Here is a 21,664-nt window from a genome sequence, read left to right on the forward strand (position 1 = left end):
AATTATAAAAGGAGAAGTTTAGTTTTTGTACGCTGTATTTGCTATTAATCAACTTCGAGTATTCTTAGAAGCACAACATCTATTTTTGTTGACGAAACTTCTTTGATGGTAAACTTAAAATTGCCTATCTGTACATCTTCGTTTTCTTCGGGAATACCTTCAGTCTCGTTAACGATCAATCCACCTAAGGTTTCATAAGTTTCACTTTCCGGTAGGTTTAATTTATAGGTCTCGTTGATGTAATCGACTTCTAACCTTGCCGAAAACTTGTATGTTTTGTCATCGACCTGTTCTTCAATCATCTCAAGTGTATCGTGCTCATCTTCAATTTCACCAAACAACTCCTCCACAATATCCTCAACTGTCATAATTCCAGAAGTACCACCATATTCATCAATCACAACAGCTATACTTTGTCGTTTTTTGGTTAAAATATTAAGTACATCCTTAATAAGAATGGTCTCTGGCACAAAGCTTACAGGAATAATAATGGATTTAATTGTTTTTGGTTTTTTAAACAGCTCAAAAGCATGTACATACCCTAAAATATCATCTATATTGTCTTTATAAACGAGGATTTTGGTTCTGCCTGTTTCAACAAAGAGCTGCCTAAGATTTTCTATTGATTCTGAAATGTCCACTGCTGAGATTTCGGTACGTGGAATCATCACCTCACGAGCTTTAACCTCTGTAAACTCCAATGCATTCTGAAAAATCTGAATCTCACTATCCACATCTTCGTGGTCTTCCACCGATTCCATTTGCTCACTAATATAATTACCAAGCTCTACTTTGGTCATTGCCAATACCACATCTTCTCCTTGAGCTCTAAAAATGTATTTTAATACGGCATCGGAAATCCAAAGCACAAAGTCTGAAACCCAAGTAAACAGCACATAAAATATATAAGTAGGCAATGCCAACACTTTTAATAGCGTATTGGCATAAATCTGAAAAAACACTTTTGGTAAAAACTCAGCTGTAATTAAAATCACAAGCGTTGAGATGACGGTTTGTGTCAGTAGTTGCAAATCGACAAGCAAGTAGTTTAATGTTGTGCTATCTGAAGGCAAATAACTTTGAAACCACCTTACCAATACATCTCCCATTTTTAGCCCATAAATGACTAGTGCTATATTGTTACCAATGAGCATGGTGGCAATATATTTTGAAGGCCTAGCGGTAAGCTTGGTCAGTATTTTTCCCAGAAAGTCGTCCTGTTTCTTTTCTAGCTCTATATGTATTTTATTGGAAGATACATATGCGATCTCCATACCCGAAAAAAAGGCTGAAAGTATAAGTGTGGTTACAATAATGACTATATCAACAGTCATAAATTATTCTTTATTACGATCCTCAAACTTTTTTGCGAATCGCTTTCTAAAAAAGAACATAAATATGGCCAAAGCTGCAAAAAACAAGGACATGTAGGCTCTATTCCCTTCTTCGTTCCAATTAGAAATGGCATCCCAAATAAAAAGTGCTGCAAAAATTAGATATGCGTATTGAAAGAATTTTAAAATCTTCATCGGTTAGTTTATCTATTAAAAGCACAAAGATAGTTAATTATCGAGCTCAAAATCACCACCCATCTCTAACATTTGGAAATTTTTGAAGTCTTTATCTGAATCAAACCCGATACCATGTAGAGGCCCTATAGCTCTTTTAAACAACCAAGGCTCATTAGTAAACACCCATTCTAACTTTTCATTGTAGTACAATTGCTCTGTAAACAAAGTATCTTTTTGGTGCGTGGCAATCCTAACATTACCTCTTAAGTCTATAATATCCGTATCTGAGTAGAAGATGGCGTAACGCGACGTAATGGTTGTCATCTTACCATCGTCATCATAGACCTTTAGTTCTATCCCATCCGGGAACTCTGAAAACGAAAAATCGCGATTGGAATAGTCTAACAATTTAGGGCTAATCAAGTTTGCTTTTAAACGAACCGTATCGTCGAGGAACTCAGTATATTTTAAATCGATATTCTCAGCTTCGCCAATAGGTTGATTTTGCAAAACACCCACCTTCTGCACATCGCTAAAGTTATTTTCACAATTAAAAAACAAAGTCATAGCAAATGCTATGACTAAGTTTTTTATAATATGTGAATATTTTATTCTCATTAAATATTAGGAACAGTGATTGTTCGCTGTATCCAACAACCTATTTTAAGAGGCTGACCTGCATTTCCTTTCTGGAAAATCTCAGACTTTGTTGGCGCGCTTGCCCTCCAACTTGTTGCGTTTCTGTTAGCAGTAGATTTTAATCGGCTATCCACTCTACCAGCCTTTTCCGCTTCAAGCGCTGCTAACCAAAATACAGCTCTTTTACTAAAGTTATCTGATCCACAGCTATTGGCACTACTAGCATACATAGAAGCAATAGCCAAGTAAGGTGATCCATCAGATGGGTTTAGGTTTACAGACTCCATATAGTATTGTCTTGCTTTACCGTAGCTTCCTTTACTTTTTAGGTCTTGAGCTAATTTCTTGTACAGTTTTGCCTTTTTTAAAGGGTCTGTTTCTAAAGAAATGGTTTCATCAAAGTACTTTTGCTCACCAGTTAATATGTATAAGTAGTATGCTGTATCTGCACTTGGCTCAATACTGTTTTTTTGCTCTACCAATTTTAAGAACAATGGATCTTCTTTACAACCTTTTGCATACATACGGTTCATAGCTCTTTGTAACCAAACTCCATCATTTTTGTTTTCTTCGTAATTCTTTTCATATAAAGGAACTAGGACATCACAAGTTGCTCTATCACCAAGTTTTTTATCCATACTAGGAATAACCTGCTCTTCAAAAGCTTTAATGTTAGCTTCGTAATAATTTTTTAACCTTCCTTCTTTTTTTGATAAGGTACCACCCGCTTCTTCTTTTTCTACAAGTTTATTCAACTTTAAAGTATTGTCACCAATTATACCTTCTATAACTTCGACAATATCATCATACTTATCAAACATTTTTTGCGCAGGCATCTTTCCAGCATCGAATAAATCTACGGCTAGAGAGAAATAAGTATAAAGCCCTTTAGCATTGGTAAAGTTTTTCACATCCTTCTTATAGGCTTCATCGAACATGTTATATACTTGCTCAGCAGACTTGTTCAATTCATCCCTGTACTTATAAGCTAAGTTTGCCTTATCCACTAAAATTTCACCTTCATCATACTTAGAAGGAAAGTGTTCTCTACTTTGATTGTAAAGCGACATTAAATCATTGATATGTGCAACCTGATCTGCACCAGTAGAGTTTTCGATTTTGTGTGTAAGTATTTTTTCACCATGTGCATAGATAGCCCTGTTGAATTTTGGGCATTTGTTACGCACAATCTTCCAAGGCTCATAGGCTTCATCATATCGTTTGCTTTTAACGTATCCATCAAATAACGACAGATTGTTCATACACTCTTCATCTTGCTGAGCAAAACTAATGTTGAAACTCACAAACAGAGCAGCCAGTAGTATTGTAATTCTCGTCTTCATCTTGTTAATTATTATTGTTAGTTGTACTTCTTTTGTCTAAACCATCTAGAGTTTAAAGATAAACTTAAGTTAAAGTTTATAAAATTCTCTTGGATTAAATTTTTGTCAGTTGTTCCTCGTTGTCCGATTTCTACGCCTAAATTAGCGTTAGAAAATAAGTTTTGACGTCCAACTGGTAAACCTAGACCAAAAGATATGCCAAACTCTTTAATTGACTCATCTTTTATTACTAATCCTGTATTTGCAAAGTTAATACCTGCTCTGTAAACGACACGCTTAAAGTAACCAGAAAAAGCATCATAATCAGGAATATAGAAACCTCCTATCGCTATTTGAGAAGCATTTTCGAAGGAAGAAATATCATTATTAAAAATTGGGTTAGAAAAATCACTTGTATTCTGCAGTGTGTATTCTGCGCCTACAAACCAAGATTTAGGCTTACCCAAACCTGCACCAAATGATAATCTAGATGGTAAGGTAAGCTTGGTGTTTTTCAAACCCTCGGATTCCAAATCAGCTTCTGATGTATTAATGGTACCTTCTGCATTGGTTGTTGTATTAATTACAATAGTAGAAAAAGACCGTTGATTGTCCGAAGACAACTTACTCTGTGGTGCGTAGGTTGCCGTTGCCGAAAGCTCTAAAGTGTTAGACACCATTGTTTTATATGCCAAACCAAAGTTAAGGCTTAATCCACTTAAATCTGATCTGTTATCCTCTCTGGTTTGGTACTGAACCAACTCTCCTTCGGGTGTATAAGCAAACTGAATAGCAGAGTTTTGTATGTTACCGAAGTTATAACTAAAATCTACTCCAATACCAAGTTTAGGTGATAGCTGATAGCCAAAACCCGCAAACACTCTATTAAGTCCACCCTCTCCTCTAAAACGATTTTGAAAATCACCATCATCATTGACATCATCTAGCTTATAACCAACAGAAGTATATGGTAAGAGCCCAAAGCCAAAGCCAAATTTTCCAATAGGAACAGATAATGCTATATAATCAAAGGTAGAACTGTTAGTCTCACCTTCGCCAGAATTGCTTTTTAGTTTCGTGTCGCTCGTAGTACCAGCCACAGTAAATTTTACTGGTCTGCTTTCTCCATCAAAAGGAAAAGCATCAACGTTTTTACCTACATAAGCTGCTGGATTTCTTAGGTTTACATGCACACTATCTAAGTAAACACCCATGCCTCCCATGCTTCTGTTTTCTACCGTACCCTTAAACTTAAGCGTACCTATTCCATAAAATGAGTATGGTGAAGCTGTTCCTTCTTGCGCAAAAGCACTAGAACCTATAATTGCAAGACAAACTACAATGAGTTTTTTTATCATTATTTCGAATTATAATCTAAAATGAAGTTCAAACCCTCTAATAGAAAATTTGAATTCGCAAATATGCTATTTTTTAATTGGTTTGACAAAAAATTGGCATCACCTCCTGTTAAAATAACTGTTAAATCTTGGTGTTTCTCCTTATATTGGTCTATAACACCATCTATTTCCTTAACAACTCCTATAACCACACCAGAATGAATTGATGATTCTGTAGAGTTCCCAATTATTGTTTTGGGCTGGTCTTTTTCTAATAACGGAAGGTTTGCCGTTAAATTATGAAGGGCTTGATATCTCAACCGTATTCCTGGTGAAATAGCTCCTCCAAGGTACTCATTTTTATCGGTAACAAAATCATAGGTTATACAGGTACCAGCATCTATAATTAACACATTATTATCTGGAAACTGGTTTACCGAAGCACTTGCAAGCGCTATACGATCTACGCCTAAGGTTTCGGGAGTTTTGTAGAGGTTTTTAAACGGAAGTTTTGTGTTGCTATTTAGTTCAAGCACCTTTAAATCATCGTCGATAATCTCAATCTGCTTCTTGGATAATCGGCCAACTGAAGATATAATTGACGTCTTTAGCTTTGGAAATTCCTTTTTCAGTAATTTATATTGCTTTTTAAACTCCGAAAGTTCAAAACTCACTTTGTGAATGAGTTCATCATTCTTAAAAATGGCAAACTTTACAAAGGTATTTCCAACATCTACTATAAGATTCATAAGCGATACTAATTGTGCAAATTTAAAAAATCAAATTTTACAAGTTTCTTTTTGGTAATACTAAAAATGAATTTATATTTGCATCCGCTTATTTAAGCAACTGGTGCCTTAGCTCAGTTGGTAGAGCAAAGGACTGAAAATCCTTGTGTCCCTGGTTCGATTCCTGGAGGCACCACCATCAAAAACCCGATTCAAATGAATCGGGTTTTTTGGTTTCTGAAGATACCGATTTTAGTATTTCTTAAAAATATACTCGAAAAACCACATTAGTTGCCGAACTTAAAGAGAATCTCGAGAACTTATTTACTGTATCACTTTCATTGACTCTGTAATAATTATTGATAGCATTTTCCCTATTTGATATGTTCCAAATCGATGCTCCAATTTCTGACCTAAAAGTGTCGTTTATCGTGAACTTATATATAGCAGAGGCATCAATTCTTATATAATCCATTAACCGTTCATTATTACCTTCGTCAAAATTTACATCACCATCAACAATCTCATTCCCTTGTTGAGGAATAGAAGTAGGCTTCCCTGTTCTGTATTTAATTCCAGCTGAAATGTTCCAATATTTGTTGCTAAAAGTTGTTCCTAATGTAAAAGAATGAGTAATATCAAAATTACTAGGAAACTCAACATCTTCAAGGGCTTCAAAAGTGTAAGTATTATTGATGTAAGAATAACTCAGCCAACTGTTGAAGTTACCAAACTTTTTTCTAAATAAAAACTCAAATCCATAGGCATCATAACTGCCTTTTTCTTTTGCAAATTCATATTTAGTAGTAAAACTTTGACTTTGGGTAGTTATACCATCCACTGTTTTATAATAGCCTTTAACATCAAATAGCCAACCATTATTTTTATATGTTATACCTAAAGACCCTTGTTTACTCCGTAGGATGGGAATACTATCATTGTCGGTTAACTGCCAACGCCTTTTCTCTATACCTAAAAAGTCATTTTGAAAGTTGATAACTTGTGAGGTACTTTGATGTTTATATTCTCCTTGTGCTTCAATTTCAATATGCTCTCCAATCGATTGTCTTACACTTAATCTTGGTTCGACAATCATTTTTTTAAATCGAGTTAAGTAATTTGCCCTAATTCCACCTCTAATTGAAAAGTCATTATTAGGGTTTTTGTACCAAGCCTGCCCAAACACACCGTGTTCTCTTAATATTTCTTCATCGCGTCTTACAAATCGAGGTAAATCAATATCATTTAAGTTAATGACCTCGGTTTCTGTAAACTGATAACCAAGGTTAAACCTCCATTGATTTTGATCTAATACATTATTAAGTAAAATGCTTGTTTCAGAAACAATGTTTTCTTGTAATTGTAATTGATTGTTTAAGACATCTGCATTTAAGGCTTCAAGTTTATATTCATTGTCATAGATATTTATGGTTGATGATAACTTCTCATTCCATAGTCTTTTGTAATTAAGACCCACCGCAAGTGTATTTTGCGATATACTACTGCGTCTAGTCCTTGTAGTTCCATTAACATCAGCAGTTTCATTGAACCCTAAATCATTATTTATTATAATAAAGTTCACTCGAATAAAATCCTTATCCGTAGGCTGATACAACCATCGTAAAGAAACATCATAGAAATCAAATTCCTGTTTAGAATTTGTAACGGCAGAAACATTGTTTTCAGCTTCGGTATCTTGTGTTACTCTTTCAAAATATACCTCGTATGTGGGTGTTCTTAAAACATCATCTAAAGATTTTCTCGATGCAATTTGTAAGGATGACTTATTGCCAATGGGAATATTAGAGAACAATTCGGCATTTAAAAAGTTAATCCCAAATACACCATTGAATTCCGAATCTATTTGTTTCTCTGTTTGCATATGAATAGTCCCAGAGATACCATCAGTCAATACTACGTCTGATCCGTTACTGATCACACTTGCTTTTTGTGTCATAAGTGGATTAAAACTAGATATAAGACCGAAAAAATGACCTGTTTGATACATTTTAATACCATCCCATAGCATCAAATTCTGATCGTGAGATCCTCCTCTAACATTAATATTAGAAACCGTTTCATCAACGCTTAAAATACCTGGTAATGCCTGAACGGTTTGCAATACATCAGATTCAATAAGACCAGGTAATAGACTAAATCGCCTGTAGTCAATTGAGGTTGACCAGTCCTGCCTTTTATCTATACCTCTAACAAGATAAGTTTCTATTAGTACTGGAGAAATAATTTCCTGCTGCACGAGCATTGTTATCGTTCCGCAATCTTCTAAATTGAAAAACTTTACCTGACGTTCTATGGTTTTATATCCTATATGTCTTATGGTTAAAATTTCATTTTCAGATTTCAACTCAATTTCAAAATAACCATTATTATCGGTGACTGCATAGGCAAATTTACCTGTAACAGTAGCACCTATGAGAGGTTCTTGTAATTCTGATCCTTTGATGTAACCACACAATTGAATCGTTTTTGAAATCGTGTAAACTAAATCGCTAACTTTTTCGAAAACTAAGTTGGTTTGCTTTTCAAGGTTATTGATTTTTGCAGCTAAGCTTAAATCTTGGGATACAGGAATTACAGTTATACCCGTTAGAAGGCTACTCTCATAATTGAAAGTGATAGAGTGCTTTTTTGTGATATTGTCCAGAACTTCAGAGATGGAAACTTTCTGTTCTAAACTTTGTCCCATCAATTTAGAGGTGAGAGAAAAACACAGCAATAAGCATATATAAAATTTAGTTTTGCCCATGCCTTATTATGACCGTGTTAGTGTTCTTAATGGTGTAGGTCAAATTAAGGGGCTTTGTAATAGATTCTAAGGCATTCTCAAGGTCATTGTGCTCAAAAGCACCTGTAAATTTTACAGTCAAGTCAGATGGATATTGAACTTTTATGTTGTATTGTTTTTCTAGTTCATTAGCAACGGATTTAAGTGAAGCATCTTCAAAAACACTCATATTCTTAAGCCAATAGGGCTCAGCGATTACAATGTCTGACTTTTGCCCTTTGCCTGAAGACAAAACAAACTCTGTACCAGCAGGTAACTCAACAGTGTTATCCTCATAGCTCACTTGCACCAAACCTTCATAACAAGAAACTTTAAAAATACGGTCTTTAGATAGTACATTAAACGCTGTTCCCAAAACACTTACTTTACCAAAGTCTGTATGAACATCAAAACGTTTACCCTCCTCCACATTAAAATACGCTTCACCATTAAGGTTTAACGATCTATTTTCATTCCAATTAGAACTATTGTATTCTAGCTGTGATAATTCGTTTAGGTTTACGGTTGAATTGTCAGGTAATGTGATAATTTCGTTTTGAGCCAAACCAGTCTTAAATGAACTTATTTGGTCTTTATTTATCAATGTAAATAATGCAAATCCCACAACAAGAATTGCGGCTAAACTTGAAACAACTTTTATCCAATAAGTAGATGAACTTTTTTTGGAAACTAAACGCCTATCAAATGCATCAAAGGATGCCACTTTAGCGTTGATATTACCGTTGAACCTTTGAGCTTCCTCAATAATTTCTTTATATAAGTCAGCATCTTCCAACGCATGGAAAGCCTTTGACTCAGTCTTTGAAAGGTCGTTATTTAACCACTTTTTTACTAATTGCTCTTTGTCCATAACATATGTTATATATTTAAAACAACTCAATAAAGGATTGTCCCATAATTATTTTCTATTGAGTTCTTCAAGCTCATCTTTGAGCTTATTTAAAGCACCATAGATTCTATGTTCAGCGACTTTTTTTGTGATGCCTAAAATTTCTGCAACCTCTTTATGTGTTTTACCATCTACTTTATTTAGTAGGAATGCAACGCGTTCCTCTTCTTTTAATTGTGAAAGAACACGCTCAAAACGTTTTAGGAATTCTTTTTTACGCAACACAAATTCAGGAGACTCATTGGTATAATCCTTCGGCTTTACCTGTTGGTATTTTAAAACCACCTTTTGATGCTTTACCGCATTAAGCATCAAATTGTTGGCTGTGGTATATAGATAGGTTTTGGCAGCTTCTGGTGCAATCTTAGCACAGTTTTCCCAGAGCTTAATGAATGCTTCCTGAACCTTATCGGCCGGATTCAAGCGCTCCCCATACTTGTAAAACAATATATTGCTTAAGGATTGTGCATACGTCTCATAGAGTTTTGAAAACCTTAGCTTATCACATATATCTTTATAAAGGGACTTTGGCATTACCAGTAAATTTCCTTGAAATTATATAAAATTTTTCAATCTTCTTTGGGACAATTCCAAATAAAAATGTTTTAACTATAAACCACGCACAGAATTAAGATTAGAAAATATCATGCAAATACAATGCACAGAAAGAACATCAAAATTCATTAAATCACTCGCTTTGATTAAGATAGAGGAATTATGGCAATGCAAAAAGAAAATAAAAACACTCGAAAAAACACTCCAATACAACCACAATAAAATAGATCTCTATAAATACAGGCAAGCAAACCAAAGAATTGATAACTTAAAATCTACGATTCTTAATTTAAAAGCATTGGAAATAAAGATGAGTCAAAAATTTTAATTATTTTCTTGGGACATTCTTTTATTAAGTTGTTTTAAGAATAAAGAGGCGATTTAAAAGCCAACTAACAAACGAACTTAAAAATTAAAATAAATCCATTATGAAAACATTAAAACCAATAGCACTACTACTCATAGGAGTTTTACTAACTATGACATCTTGTAGAACTGAAGACGATGTAGCCATTGACCCACCAACAGAAGATACCATAGAAGCCAATTCTACCATTGCCAACCTTATGGCCAATGTGGCAATAAATGATGGATCGTTCGATAATATCATAGACAATGCAAGTTGTTTAAGCGTACAGCTACCAGTTACCGTAGCGGTCAACGGAATAGAGGTAACTGTAAACGATGATGATGGTTACGAGGATATCGAAGATATTATCGATTTGTTTGATGACGATGTAGACTCCATTGAAATAACATATCCAATCACTGTTATTTTAGCAGACTACTCTACCGTAACTGTTAACTCAGATGCAGAATTAGCAGCACTCACTGTGGACTGCCCAGGTGAGAACGAAGCTGATGACGACATAGAATGTATAGATTTTCAATACCCAATCACCGCATCCATATACAACGAAAACAATGATCTTATCAACACAATCACTATCAATAACGATAATGATATGTATGATTTTATTGATGATTTAGACGACTTTGCCGCTGTGACCATTAACTTTCCAATAACCGTAGTTTTGGCTGACGGCAATTCCCTGACCATAAATACAGTTCAAGAATTAGAAAATGCAATAGAAAATGCGGACGATACCTGTGATGAAGACGATGATAACGATTTTGATGATGACGATTGCGATAACTGTACCACATCAGAGCTCGATATGGTCTTTGCGGATTGTGCCGAATGGACAGTAGATAAATTAGAACGAAACGATAATGACCTAGAAGACAACTATGTAGGCTATGTATTTGAGTTCGATAGTGACGGAACAATTCTAGTCACCCAAGGCGCCAATATGTTCAACGGAACTTGGGAAGCAGATGGTTCAGGCAATAATATTGCAGTGACCATCAATGTAACAGGTTTATCAGACTTCAATGACACTTGGAACCTACACGAAATAGATCAAGATCCAGGCGAAGTAAAGGTAGATTTAAGACTGGGTGATGACAGATTGCGCTTTGAGAGCGACTGCTCTAGCGATGGTGGTGTCGATGACTCAACATTGGTTAGTGCATTAACCAACGGAGACTGGTACGTCACGTATTTTTTCGATGATGTGGATGAAACATCTGACTTTGCAGACTACACTTTCAATTTCGCATCAGACAATACAGCAACCGCGACAAATACTAGTGGAACTACCAATGGCTCTTGGGCAACAACATCTGGAGACGATACCGAACTTGGCCTTAATCTAAATTTTGGAACCGATATTCCATTAGATGAATTAGCTGATGACTGGGATGTTCTTGAAGTAACCAATGACATTATAAGATTAAAAGATGTTAGTGGAGGTGATGGCTCTGAAGACTTCTTAACTTTTGAGAGAAACCCATTTGATGGAGGAAGTGGAGATGATGATTTAGAAGATATATTAACAGATGGTTTATGGATAGTAGCTTCTTATACAGAAGATGCAGATGACCAAACTTCTGACTATGCAGGTTATGAATTAGATTTTAACATCGATGGTACTGTAACTGCATCAAATGGCTCTAATACCAATAATGGTAACTGGGCGGTAATAAGTGGAGGTAACCAAATGGTTCTAAATTTTGGTACAGACTTGCCGTTTGAAGAGTTCAATGATGATGACTGGAATGTCCTCTCCGTCTCAAGTACAGAAGTGATCATTCAGGATGTAAGCGGAGGTAACGGTGGTACCGACACCTTAACACTACAAAAATTATAATTCTAAATCATTAAAATAATTAATCATGAAAAAAATAGGTAATATCGGATTGTTAATAATGCTAAGCTTTTCACTAATGTCGTCCATGTGTTCTAGTGACGATGACGATGGAAGCCCAAACAATAACAACCAGCAAATAGCAGAAATAGAAGGCACAGCGCAATCAGGAACATGGAGAATCTCAAACTTCAATGATTCAGGGCAAAATGAAACCTCGGATTTTAACGGTTACAACTTTAGTTTCAACGCTGACGGATCACTTGTAGCAACAAATGGCTCTAACACTATGACAGGAACTTGGTCTGTGACAGATGATAGTAATAGTAGTGATGATAGCAGTAGTGATGACGATATAGATTTCAACATCTTTTTCCCGGTATCAGATAGCAATGACTTTGAAGACCTCAATGATGATTGGGATGTAGTAACAACCACATCTACAAGAATTGAACTCATAGATATCAGCGGAGGCAATGGTGGCACAGACCTGTTGACATTTGAGAGAAACTAATTAAAAATGGGAATAAGTTAGTAATTTGTCCCTTAGCTCCAAATTGTTTGATTAATAGCAGGCCAACCATGAGATTCATGGTTGGTTTTTTTGTGTAATACTTTAGATTAAATTGCAGTAACATAGCATAAAGTAAAAGCGGCACCAGAGGCACCACTTTTCAAACCCTCTAAGACTCTGTTTTACAAGGTTTTTTGATTATATAAGAACTATATTACAGACAACAAAACTTCTAATAATCGTGATCTGAGTGGTCATCACTTTCTGTTTCACCTGATTGATTCATCATCATATCGTGGTCGTATTTACAACAGCCTGGTAAACCATCATATGCTTCTTCATCACCAGCTACTTTTTCGGTATCATAACCTGAAGCTGCGATTGCTTTATGGATTGCCATTGCATCGGTTTTGGTATCATCAAAAGACACATCAATCTTCTTTTTATCGACATCCCAATTGGCACTTGTTACACCTTCTACACCATTTGCTGCTTTTTCAATGGTGCTTTTACACATTCCGCAATTTCCTCTCACACCAAAAGACAGGTCTGTGATTGCCATATCTTTTGACATTTCAGTAGTTGTGGTTTCTGTTTCTTTTTTGGTTTCGTTTTTACAACTTGTTAAACCTAATGCTGCTATTACAGCTACACTTAAAATTACTTTTTTACTCACGTCGATTACATTTTTGTTTCTGTGTTCGTGATTTTTCTTTGAAAAATTCATTGTTTAAAATTTAATTGTTATTACTTGATTTATTATTCTATTACTTGTTTTACTTCACCACAGGTTAGCATTGCTTCACCAAAGTATGGATTGATTACTTTTTCTTCTTTACTCAACCAATATGCACCATTGTTGTTATCTGCCATTGGACAAAATTCGACATAGACCTTTTCATTGACACCAAACAATTGAACAGCATTGATTAGATGTGATGACAAATGCTTGAAATGGTCTCTTTGCAATTTTATATTAGACGTTTCAGAAATTGAGGTCGCTGAAGATTTTATTTCCTTTTCTAATGACATCCAATGGTTATGCGCCTTGTTATCTGACAACAATTTCATATCTACTTTACTTAAATTGTTCAATAGACTTGTTGCGTTTGCTGAAGTACTTTTTGAATCTTCTTTTACTAAAGCATCTTTTAAATTGATATACGCATTGAAAACAGCTTTTAACTGCTCTTGAAATTTCTTTGGCACTTCAACACGTTCATCCATACTTGCAAGGTCATATTCTTTGTTGGATGCGTTGTTGTCCATTCCCATATGTCCTTCATGACCTGTCGTTGCTTTTCCACCATCTTTATTCATCATAGATTTTTTGCCTTGTAATTGTGCAGCTGCATCAACTGTAAATGTTCCGTTAGTCACTATTTCATTTCCAACAAATAAACCTTCTACAACTTCATATTCATTACCAATTTGATTGCCTAATTTAATTTCACGCATTTCAAAAATAGGTTGGTCTGGATTTGTTTTAAGGTACACCACAGAACGTTCACCTGTCCATAACACAGAAGATGTAGGAACTGTTAATACTTCGTCATTTTTAGCTGTACTGCCTTCAATATTTGCGGTTACAAACATTCCTGGTTTAAATACATCATCCTTGTTGTTTAGAACCACACGCAAGGTTACTGTTCTTGTTTTCGTGTTTAAAACTGGGTCAATGAAATCTACTTTACCTTTAAACTCTTTATTAGGATAAGCATTGGTTGTTATCATCACTTCCTGTCCTTTTTTAAAGCGTTCAATCTGATTTTCATAAACATCAAAATTTCCCCAAACCGTATTGAGATTAGCAATTTTTAATAAGGGTTGACCTTGTTTAATGTAATCGCCTTGCTCTACCAATTTTTCTGTAACAGTACCCGAAAAGGTTGCATAAACAGGAAAGTTTTCTTTCACTTTTCCTGTTTCTTCAATCTGATTGATTTGATTTTCAGAGAGCTTCCATAATTTCAGTTTATTACGGACTGCTTTATATAAAGCAGGTTGTGATTCTTTTAAAGATGCTGCTGTAATTAATTCTTGTTGTGCTGCATAGAGTTCTGGCGAATAAATGGTTGCCAATAATTGACCTTTACGAACTTCTTCGCCTGTAAAACTCACATTCAAACGCTCAATTCTTCCAGCGAAATAACTTACTTGTACTGCATTGGCTTCTTCGTTTTCAGCAATTTTACCAGATAGTTTTATGGTATTGCCTTCTGCATTGCCTTTACCCACAACGGTTGTTTGAATATTGGCTAATGCCATCGCATTTTCTGTTAGTTTGAACTGGTCTGCCATTAAGCCATCGCTTCCGCTTTCCGCAGGAATTAAATCCATACCACAAATAGGACAATCACCTGGTTCTGGTTTCATAATCTGTGGATGCATAGAACACGTCCACATTTGATTGGTTTCTGCAACCGCATTGTGATTATGGTCTGTTTCTTTATTTGATGAGCCACCAAAAAGCAACCACCCCAATAACACACCTACTACGAGTAAGCCTATGTATATGACAATTTTATTATTTTTCATTTTCTAATCTTTTTATCATTGCTTTCATTTCTTCAATTTCTTTACGTTGTGCTTTAATGATGTCTTCAGCTAATTGTTTAACCTCTGGGTCTTGAATATCTGCGCGTTCACTTGTTAAAATAGCAATTGAATGATGAGGAATCATTCCTTTCATCCATAATACATCACCAACTGTTGATTTCTGGTCACGAACTAACCCTAAAGCTCCAAGAAAAAGAACGATACTACCTATAATAATACCTGCATTTTTCTTTTTATTCTCATACATATTTCTCATGAAGAAAAACATAATCAGAGCCATAGCTGCAATTCCTAGGCAAACCATATAAAATCTTGTTAAACTAAACCAGACGTGGTCAAATTCATAAGTATTAAGATACATTGTTATATACATTGCGATAAAAGATGCACCAAGCATTAAAAAGAACTTTGTGTAATTGCTCATTCCTTTGTCGTTGTTTGTGTGTTCATTTGTATTCATAATCTTTGGTTTTATAGTTAAACTTTACTTTTTCTGTTTTTAAATATTTTTCTAATTGAAGGTGAAGAGGTAAACCACAATAAGAAACCGCTTAATACGGTTATTAACCCTAATAGTGAAAATGCTCTCAAAACAAGGGTATTAAAATTGTCTCTGCCTTCATAGTCCATAGTATGTGTCATCCATAAAAAATCAAACCAACGCCAAGAACGATGTCTTACGGTTTGAAATTTACCGTCGCTTACAGAAACGTATGCTTTTAGTGCTTCATCTGTTTTATATGAGATAACATAAGCAGGTAGTAGTTTTTCTCGATACTCGTGGTGTTTTCCAGTTTCAGTAATTTGCTCAACAGATTCTACCTCTAAACCACTCTTCATATGGTTTTTGGCAATATAGAGTGCCTCATCCTGCGTAATACTACTTTTTGGCATTCCATCTAAAGCATTGTACAATTGCTCTTTATTTATCCAATAGTACGGTGCATTATCAATATCTCTTAATTCAATAGTCTTTATACCATCTGGAACATCCATTTCTGAAGGACTTATTAAACTATTAAATTCTTTGGGTTGATAGTCCAAGTTTTTAAATTGGTCTCCGTGTATTTCGTCGATGTTTGTCCAACTAAAGTATAAACCACTAATAGTCCAAAACAGGAATTGAATCCCTAAAAAGAGACCCAAATACCTGTGGGTTTTTCTAATTTTTAAAGCTGTATACCTGTTTACCATTTTCTAATTTTTAATTGCAAAAGGAAACTCGAGTTTAACTTTTTCCCAAGCCATCGAAATAGTTCCACTTTTATCATCTATTTTGTTGACCTTATATTCTAAATGTTCTGTGATTTCCTCTGATAATGTTGGTGTAATTTTAAATCGAATAACATCATCTTTTTCGTCATACTCATCTTTACCGTGTTGCTCCCAGTTTTTATTAATCATCACAGTCCAGTCGCCTTTTGATGGAATTGTAAAAAAGCCATATTTCCCTTTAGGAAGCGTTTCTCCATTTATGATTAAATCTTTATTCGTTTCTATCCAGGTGGCCATATGCGCTCCTGCTTGCCATACTTGGTCATAACCAACCAAACCACCAAAGATGATTCTATTCCTTACTCCTGGTGATGAATAATCAATATGAATATGTGCATCTCCAATCATTGCCATTGTTTCGGTATGCGGACTTAAAGGTTTTTTCTTGGATTGCTCAACTTTTTCGGTTTCAGCACTATGATTGTGTTTTTGCTCTTCTGAACTTGATTTTTCGTCTTTACAGCTCACTATGGTAAGCATTATTACAAGTAATAGGGTTAGATTTTTCATTAGTTTTTTATTTATAATTATACTTTAATTGTTCTTAATCGTAATGCGTTTGCTATTACCGAAACAGAGCTAAAACTCATAGCCAAAGCCGCTATCATTGGCGAGAGTAATATTCCGAAGAATGGGAACAACACACCTGCTGCAATAGGCACACCTAATGTGTTATAGATAAGTGCGAAAAATAGGTTTTGCTTAATGTTTCTCATTACAGAATCGCTTAAATTTCTTGCTTTTACAATTCCGTTTAAATCGCCTTTTACGAGTGTTATCATTGCACTTTCTATCGCTACATCTGTTCCCGTACCCATTGCAATACCTACATCACTTTTTGCCAATGCTGGTGCATCATTAATTCCATCACCTGCCATAGCAACTACTTTTCCTTTTTCTTGTAATTTCTCTACTTCTTTGAGTTTGTCTTCTGGTAACATACTGGCTTTAAAATCTGCAAGATTTAGTTCTGATGCTACTGCTTGTGCTGTATCGTGATTATCGCCTGTCAGCATTATTACATCAATCCCTTTATCTTGAAGTGCTTTAATGGCTTTAGCACTTGTTTCTTTTATCTTATCGCCAATAACTACATATCCAACGACGGTTTCATCTATTGACAAATAAGAAACTGTTTTACCCTGTTTTTGGTAAGATTTAGCTTCGTCTTTTATTGTCGATGTAACATCTGCTTTAGCATATTCCATCATTTTAGGATTACCTAATGTTACTTTTTTATCTTTTATTGTCGCTTCAACACCTTTTCCTGTAACAGCACTAAAATCTTCGGACTTTAAAATTTCTGCGTTGTGTTCTTTGCCATATTTAACTGTCGCTTCTGCCAAAGGATGTTCGCTATTTGTATTTAATGAAACGATGTATTGTAACACTTCTTTTTCGCTTAAAGCATCATTAAAAGCTCCAACGGTTTCAACTGTTGGTTTTCCTTCGGTAATTGTTCCTGTCTTGTCAACGATAAGCGTATTTACCTTATCCATTTTTTCAAGAGCTTCAGCATTTTTAATCAATACACCATTTTGAGCACCTTTACCCACACCAACCATTACAGACATTGGTGTTGCTAAACCTAAAGCACAAGGACACGCAATGATTAGTACTGCAATTGCATTGACAAACGCATACACATAAACTGGTTCTGGTCCCCAAATAGACCATACTATAAATGTGATTATCGAAATGATTACTACAACTGGCACGAAGTAACCCGAAACTCTATCCGCTAAATTTTGAATAGGTGCACGACTTCTACTTGCATCATTCACCATATGAATGATTTGTGATAATAAAGTGTCACTACCTACCTTTTCAGCTTTCATTAAAAAGGATTGATTGCCATTTATTGTTCCGCTACTTACTTTATCTTCTTGAGATTTGTTTACAGGAATAGGTTCTCCTGTAATCATAGATTCGTCAATAGTTGTTTCGCCTTCAGTTATCACACCATCCACAGGAATTTTATCTCCTGGTTTCACTTTTAGAATATCATTAAGTTCTATCTCGTCAATACTGACTTCAACTTCTTCACCATCTACTATTTTTATGGCTTTATTAGGTGCTAATTTCAACAGTTCTTTTACTGCCGAATTGGTTTTACTATGTGCACGAGCTTCTAACAATTGACCTAAAAGCACTAACGTTAAAATCACAGTTGCTGCTTCAAAATAGACGTGAACTGCGCCTGATTCAGTTTTAAATTGTTCAGGAAATACATCTGGAAACAACATCCCAAATACACTAAATAACCAAGCCACACCTGCACCGATTCCAATGAGTGTAAACATATTGAGATTCCACGTTTTTATGCTTCTATAAGCACGCTCAAAGAACATCCACGTAGCGTAAAAGACAACTGGAATGGATAAAACAAACTGAATCCAGTTCCAATTTTTCTGTTCCATAATATTATACAATGGATTGTTATTAAGCATTTCGCTCATAGCGATTAAGAAAATGGGCAAGGTAAATGCTGTAGCAATCCAAAATTTCTTTAATAGCTTTTTATACGTTTTTTCTTCTGCTGAACTATCTGCTTCCATTGGCACTAAATCCATCCCACAAATAGGACACGAACCTGCTTCGTCTTTGACAATTTCTGGATGCATAGGACACGTCCATTGTTCTGCTGAAGTTGTGAATAGATTTTGTTCTTCCACCAAATCCATTCCGCAAACAGGACAATCGCCTGGTTCATCATAAGTTTTATCGTCTTCGCAATGCATAGGACAATAAAATGTGCCTGTGCCTTTTCCTTTGGGTTGCTCTTTCTTTTTATCTTTTGAATGTTGATGCTGTTCACCTTGTTTATGAATACTGTATCTATCACCATCCTTTTTTAAGGCTTCTTGAAACTTTTCTAGAGGAATATGCGATTCCATTTCTATGATAGCTTCTGCCTTTTCTAAATCGACCATTGCTTTTGAAACACCTTCTATTTTAGAGAGCGTTTCTTCAACGTGACTGCGACAACCGTTGCAAGTCATTCCGTGTATGTGATATGTGTGTTTCATTGTTATAATTTTATTTAAAATCTAATTGAAAGTCCACCACCCCAACCATATCGGTTGTTATAATTCCCTTGAATTGAAAAATTTCGAGATAAGATGTACGATGCTCCAATTAACCATTGAGTTTCACCTTCATAAGATTTGTTGTTTTCTAACTCATTAACCCATCCAAAATCTGCTCTGTACTCGTATTCTCCTTCGAGAAAAATTCTAGGAAAAATCAATAGTTCTCTGTCCAAACGTATTCTTGGGCGCAATTGATGGTCCATACTCACATCGACATTAAATCTGTAAGGCGTGAAATATTTAACTCCAACCAATCCCACAGTATTGAATATATCATAAGAATCTGGTGTTGAAGTTTCAGTATTTACGCCTGCATACACGCGTACCCAATCATTGAGGTAGCGATTATAATTTACTTCTATTTCGGCATTTTGGTTATAATCAAACTCGGCACGTAGTCCAAATTCGTTGCGGATGTTGCTCGACATCAATAAAAGTTCATTAAAGTTTGAACCTACACGTGCAGCTCCCCACGAATAGTAATGGTCTGTCTCGTCAATTAGGTTTTGTACTGGATAAGGTTTCATCCTTTCATCGCGTGGTGTATCATAGCTAAATACTCTTGCCATACCACCCATCATATGATATAACACGTGACAATGAAAGAACCAATCACCATATTCTTCGTTATAAAATTCGATGACCACTTTTTGCATAGGTGGTACATTGACGGTATGTTTTAATGGGGAACGTTCGCCATTTTCATTGATGACCCTAAAGTAATGTCCGTGTAAGTGCATTGGATGATGCATCATTGTTAGGTTATTCAAAGTAATTCTAGTAACCTCTCCACCTTTAATTTTAATTTTGTCTGTTTCCGAAAGTGGTATGCCATTCAAACTCCAAACATAACGTTGCATATTACCTGTTAGATTAAGTAAAAGGTCGGTTACAGGTATGTCTGCCTTATAAGTCGTGTTTTCTTTTGCCTTTAAAAAATCATAATTGAAATAGGTTTTACGTGTGTCATAATTAAATGAAGTGGTGTCCTTTTGCATCATCTTATGATTCATTGGCATCACATCCTTTTTCATTTCCATATTCATTTCATTCTCCATCTGTCCATCTTTCATATCCATATTCATCTTCATCCCATATTTCTGCATTAGGACTTCTGGTGTGTTACTGTTTTTATTTCCTACTAAAGCAGGTGCACCCATCTTCATATCCATTGTTGCCATTTGCTTCATCATAGCCACTTTATCTGGTCTGTCTATTACAGTAGCTGGATACAATTTTCCGCTACCCAAACGGATTGAGGTGTTGCCAGAACCATCTTGGGCTGTTGCTGTAATCTCTAATGTACCTTCTGGAATGGTTACAATCACATCATAGGTTTCGGCAATTGCAAAAAGAAATCGGTTTTTATATTTTGGTGTTACATCCACACCATCACTCGCTACAATCATCGGGTTACCACCACCAAAATCCAGCCAATAATAAGATGAAGCAGATGCATTAATAAAACGTAGTCGTACTTTTTCACCTGCTTTAAACTCTGGATATTCTGCAACTTTTTTACCATTGGCTAAAAACGCAGGATAGTAGATATCTGCAATATCTGCACCTTCCATTCTATCGCGCCAAAATTTGAATTGTGCGCCTAATGCATCTTCTTTTATAACTCTGCTTAATGGTACCGCTGTTCCTTTTTTAACCTGATACCACTCATTTCCTCGTTTAAGGTTTCGCAGTACATTTATTGGTTTTTCATTTGTCCAATCGGAAAGGACTACGACTAAATCCTTATCATAGTCCAAGGTCTTTTCTTTAGGATGAATGACTATTGAGCCATAAACTCCTTTTTGCTCTTGCAACATCGTGTGGGAATGATACCAATATGTGCCAGATTGGTTTATAGGTATTCTATATTGAAATGTAGTGTTTGGTTTTATAGGTGGCGTAGTTAAATAAGGTACACCATCATAAAAATTAGGAAGTATTAAACCGTGCCAATGTACAGAGGTTTCTTCATCCATTTTATTGGTTACGTTAATAATAGCGAGGTCACCTTCATTAAATTCTAATGTAGGACCTGGAATTCCACCATTAATTGTCATTCCTTTGGCGGTTACACCTGAAAGAGTTATTTCATTTTCTTCTATAGTAAGGTTATACTCTTGTATGTTTCGGCCTTCTTCTTTTCTATCTTGACCATTTGTACCAACTTGGGCAAATGCCATTGAAGTTAGAAACAAGAGAAATATTGTGTTAAATGTTTTCATTG

18 protein-coding genes and 1 tRNA gene are annotated in these 21,664 nt (G+C 35.3%); 3 read left to right on the plus strand and 16 right to left on the minus strand.

Translation table 11 applies throughout. The features are described 5' to 3' along the window. Positions 1–44: 44 nt before the first annotated feature. From ACQ65V_RS02730 to ACQ65V_RS02755, 6 genes are read right to left on the minus strand one after another with little or no spacing between them, the layout of a single operon-like run. On the minus strand, positions 45–1,334 hold the full coding sequence (locus tag ACQ65V_RS02730; protein WP_412559978.1) for a hemolysin family protein: 1,290 nt from the start codon (positions 1,332–1,334) through the stop codon (positions 45–47). Between the two features lie 3 nt (positions 1,335–1,337). Beyond that, the gene (locus ACQ65V_RS02735) at positions 1,338–1,529 is read right to left on the minus strand and encodes a hypothetical protein (protein WP_430466777.1); all 192 of its coding nucleotides are present in this window, start codon (positions 1,527–1,529) and stop codon (positions 1,338–1,340) included. Positions 1,530–1,562: 33 nt separating this feature from the next. Further along, positions 1,563–2,129 (minus strand): LPS export ABC transporter periplasmic protein LptC, encoded by a 567-nt coding sequence (lptC, locus tag ACQ65V_RS02740; protein ID WP_430466778.1) that lies wholly within the window; start codon positions 2,127–2,129, stop codon positions 1,563–1,565. Then, a complete protein-coding gene (locus tag ACQ65V_RS02745) occupies positions 2,129–3,493 on the minus strand; it encodes a hypothetical protein (RefSeq protein ID WP_430466779.1) in 1,365 nt (454 codons plus the stop codon). The genes lptC and ACQ65V_RS02745 overlap by 1 nt, the downstream gene beginning before the upstream one ends. 17 nt (positions 3,494–3,510) lie before the next feature. Further along, complete coding sequence (locus tag ACQ65V_RS02750) at positions 3,511–4,830, minus strand: hypothetical protein (RefSeq protein WP_273291063.1); 1,320 nt, start codon at positions 4,828–4,830, stop codon at positions 3,511–3,513. Further along, positions 4,830–5,558 carry a type III pantothenate kinase gene (locus ACQ65V_RS02755; RefSeq protein ID WP_155088308.1) on the minus strand — a complete coding sequence of 243 codons (729 nt, stop codon included), beginning with the start codon at positions 5,556–5,558 and terminating at the stop codon, positions 4,830–4,832. The genes ACQ65V_RS02750 and ACQ65V_RS02755 overlap by 1 nt, the downstream gene beginning before the upstream one ends. A gap of 102 nt (positions 5,559–5,660) precedes the next feature. Between ACQ65V_RS02755 and ACQ65V_RS02760 the strand changes: the two genes are divergently transcribed. Then, positions 5,661–5,736 (plus strand) — tRNA-Phe (locus tag ACQ65V_RS02760). Positions 5,737–5,799: 63 nt separating this feature from the next. Here the strand turns inward: ACQ65V_RS02760 and ACQ65V_RS02765 are convergent. From ACQ65V_RS02765 to ACQ65V_RS02775, 3 genes are read right to left on the minus strand one after another with little or no spacing between them, the layout of a single operon-like run. After that, a complete protein-coding gene (locus tag ACQ65V_RS02765; protein WP_430466780.1) occupies positions 5,800–8,244 on the minus strand; it encodes a TonB-dependent receptor in 2,445 nt (814 codons plus the stop codon). Positions 8,245–8,290: 46 nt separating this feature from the next. Beyond that, the gene (locus tag ACQ65V_RS02770; protein ID WP_430466781.1) at positions 8,291–9,193 is read right to left on the minus strand and encodes a FecR family protein; all 903 of its coding nucleotides are present in this window, start codon (positions 9,191–9,193) and stop codon (positions 8,291–8,293) included. A 48-nt stretch (positions 9,194–9,241) separates the two neighbouring features. Next, positions 9,242–9,766 (minus strand): RNA polymerase sigma factor, encoded by a 525-nt coding sequence (locus tag ACQ65V_RS02775; RefSeq protein ID WP_430466782.1) that lies wholly within the window; start codon positions 9,764–9,766, stop codon positions 9,242–9,244. 449 nt (positions 9,767–10,215) lie between these two features. Between ACQ65V_RS02775 and ACQ65V_RS02780 the strand changes: the two genes are divergently transcribed. After that, the gene (locus ACQ65V_RS02780; RefSeq protein ID WP_430466783.1) at positions 10,216–12,000 is read left to right on the plus strand and encodes a hypothetical protein; all 1,785 of its coding nucleotides are present in this window, start codon (positions 10,216–10,218) and stop codon (positions 11,998–12,000) included. A 25-nt stretch (positions 12,001–12,025) separates the two neighbouring features. Further along, positions 12,026–12,511: a hypothetical protein gene (locus ACQ65V_RS02785; protein ID WP_430466784.1), complete on the plus strand. Its 486-nt coding sequence runs from the start codon at positions 12,026–12,028 to the stop codon at positions 12,509–12,511. Positions 12,512–12,743: 232 nt separating this feature from the next. Here the strand turns inward: ACQ65V_RS02785 and ACQ65V_RS02790 are convergent, their stop codons facing one another. Genes ACQ65V_RS02790 through ACQ65V_RS02820 form a run of 7 tightly spaced genes read right to left on the minus strand, consistent with a single transcriptional unit; the run spans position 12,744 to position 21,662 of the window. Then, positions 12,744–13,238: a heavy-metal-associated domain-containing protein gene (locus ACQ65V_RS02790; protein WP_430466785.1), complete on the minus strand. Its 495-nt coding sequence runs from the start codon at positions 13,236–13,238 to the stop codon at positions 12,744–12,746. 32 nt (positions 13,239–13,270) lie between these two features. Further along, the gene (locus ACQ65V_RS02795; RefSeq protein WP_430466786.1) at positions 13,271–15,049 is read right to left on the minus strand and encodes an efflux RND transporter periplasmic adaptor subunit; all 1,779 of its coding nucleotides are present in this window, start codon (positions 15,047–15,049) and stop codon (positions 13,271–13,273) included. Then, on the minus strand, positions 15,039–15,530 hold the full coding sequence (locus ACQ65V_RS02800) for a DUF305 domain-containing protein (protein ID WP_430466787.1): 492 nt from the start codon (positions 15,528–15,530) through the stop codon (positions 15,039–15,041). The genes ACQ65V_RS02795 and ACQ65V_RS02800 overlap by 11 nt, the downstream gene beginning before the upstream one ends. A 17-nt stretch (positions 15,531–15,547) precedes the next feature. Next, positions 15,548–16,264, minus strand: a complete 717-nt coding sequence (locus ACQ65V_RS02805) for a PepSY domain-containing protein (RefSeq protein WP_430466788.1) — start codon at positions 16,262–16,264, stop codon at positions 15,548–15,550. 3 nt (positions 16,265–16,267) lie between these two features. Then, positions 16,268–16,855 (minus strand): DUF2911 domain-containing protein, encoded by a 588-nt coding sequence (locus ACQ65V_RS02810; protein ID WP_430466789.1) that lies wholly within the window; start codon positions 16,853–16,855, stop codon positions 16,268–16,270. 17 nt (positions 16,856–16,872) lie between these two features. Further along, positions 16,873–19,374, minus strand: coding sequence for a heavy metal translocating P-type ATPase (locus tag ACQ65V_RS02815; RefSeq protein WP_430466790.1), 2,502 nt, complete (start codon positions 19,372–19,374; stop codon positions 16,873–16,875). Positions 19,375–19,388: 14 nt separating this feature from the next. Beyond that, positions 19,389–21,662 (minus strand): multicopper oxidase domain-containing protein, encoded by a 2,274-nt coding sequence (locus ACQ65V_RS02820; RefSeq protein WP_430466791.1) that lies wholly within the window; start codon positions 21,660–21,662, stop codon positions 19,389–19,391. Positions 21,663–21,664 lie beyond the last annotated feature (2 nt).

The sequence above is a fragment of the Winogradskyella ouciana genome (genome assembly GCF_965284585.1).
Lineage (GTDB): Bacteria > Bacteroidota > Bacteroidia > Flavobacteriales > Flavobacteriaceae > Winogradskyella > Winogradskyella ouciana.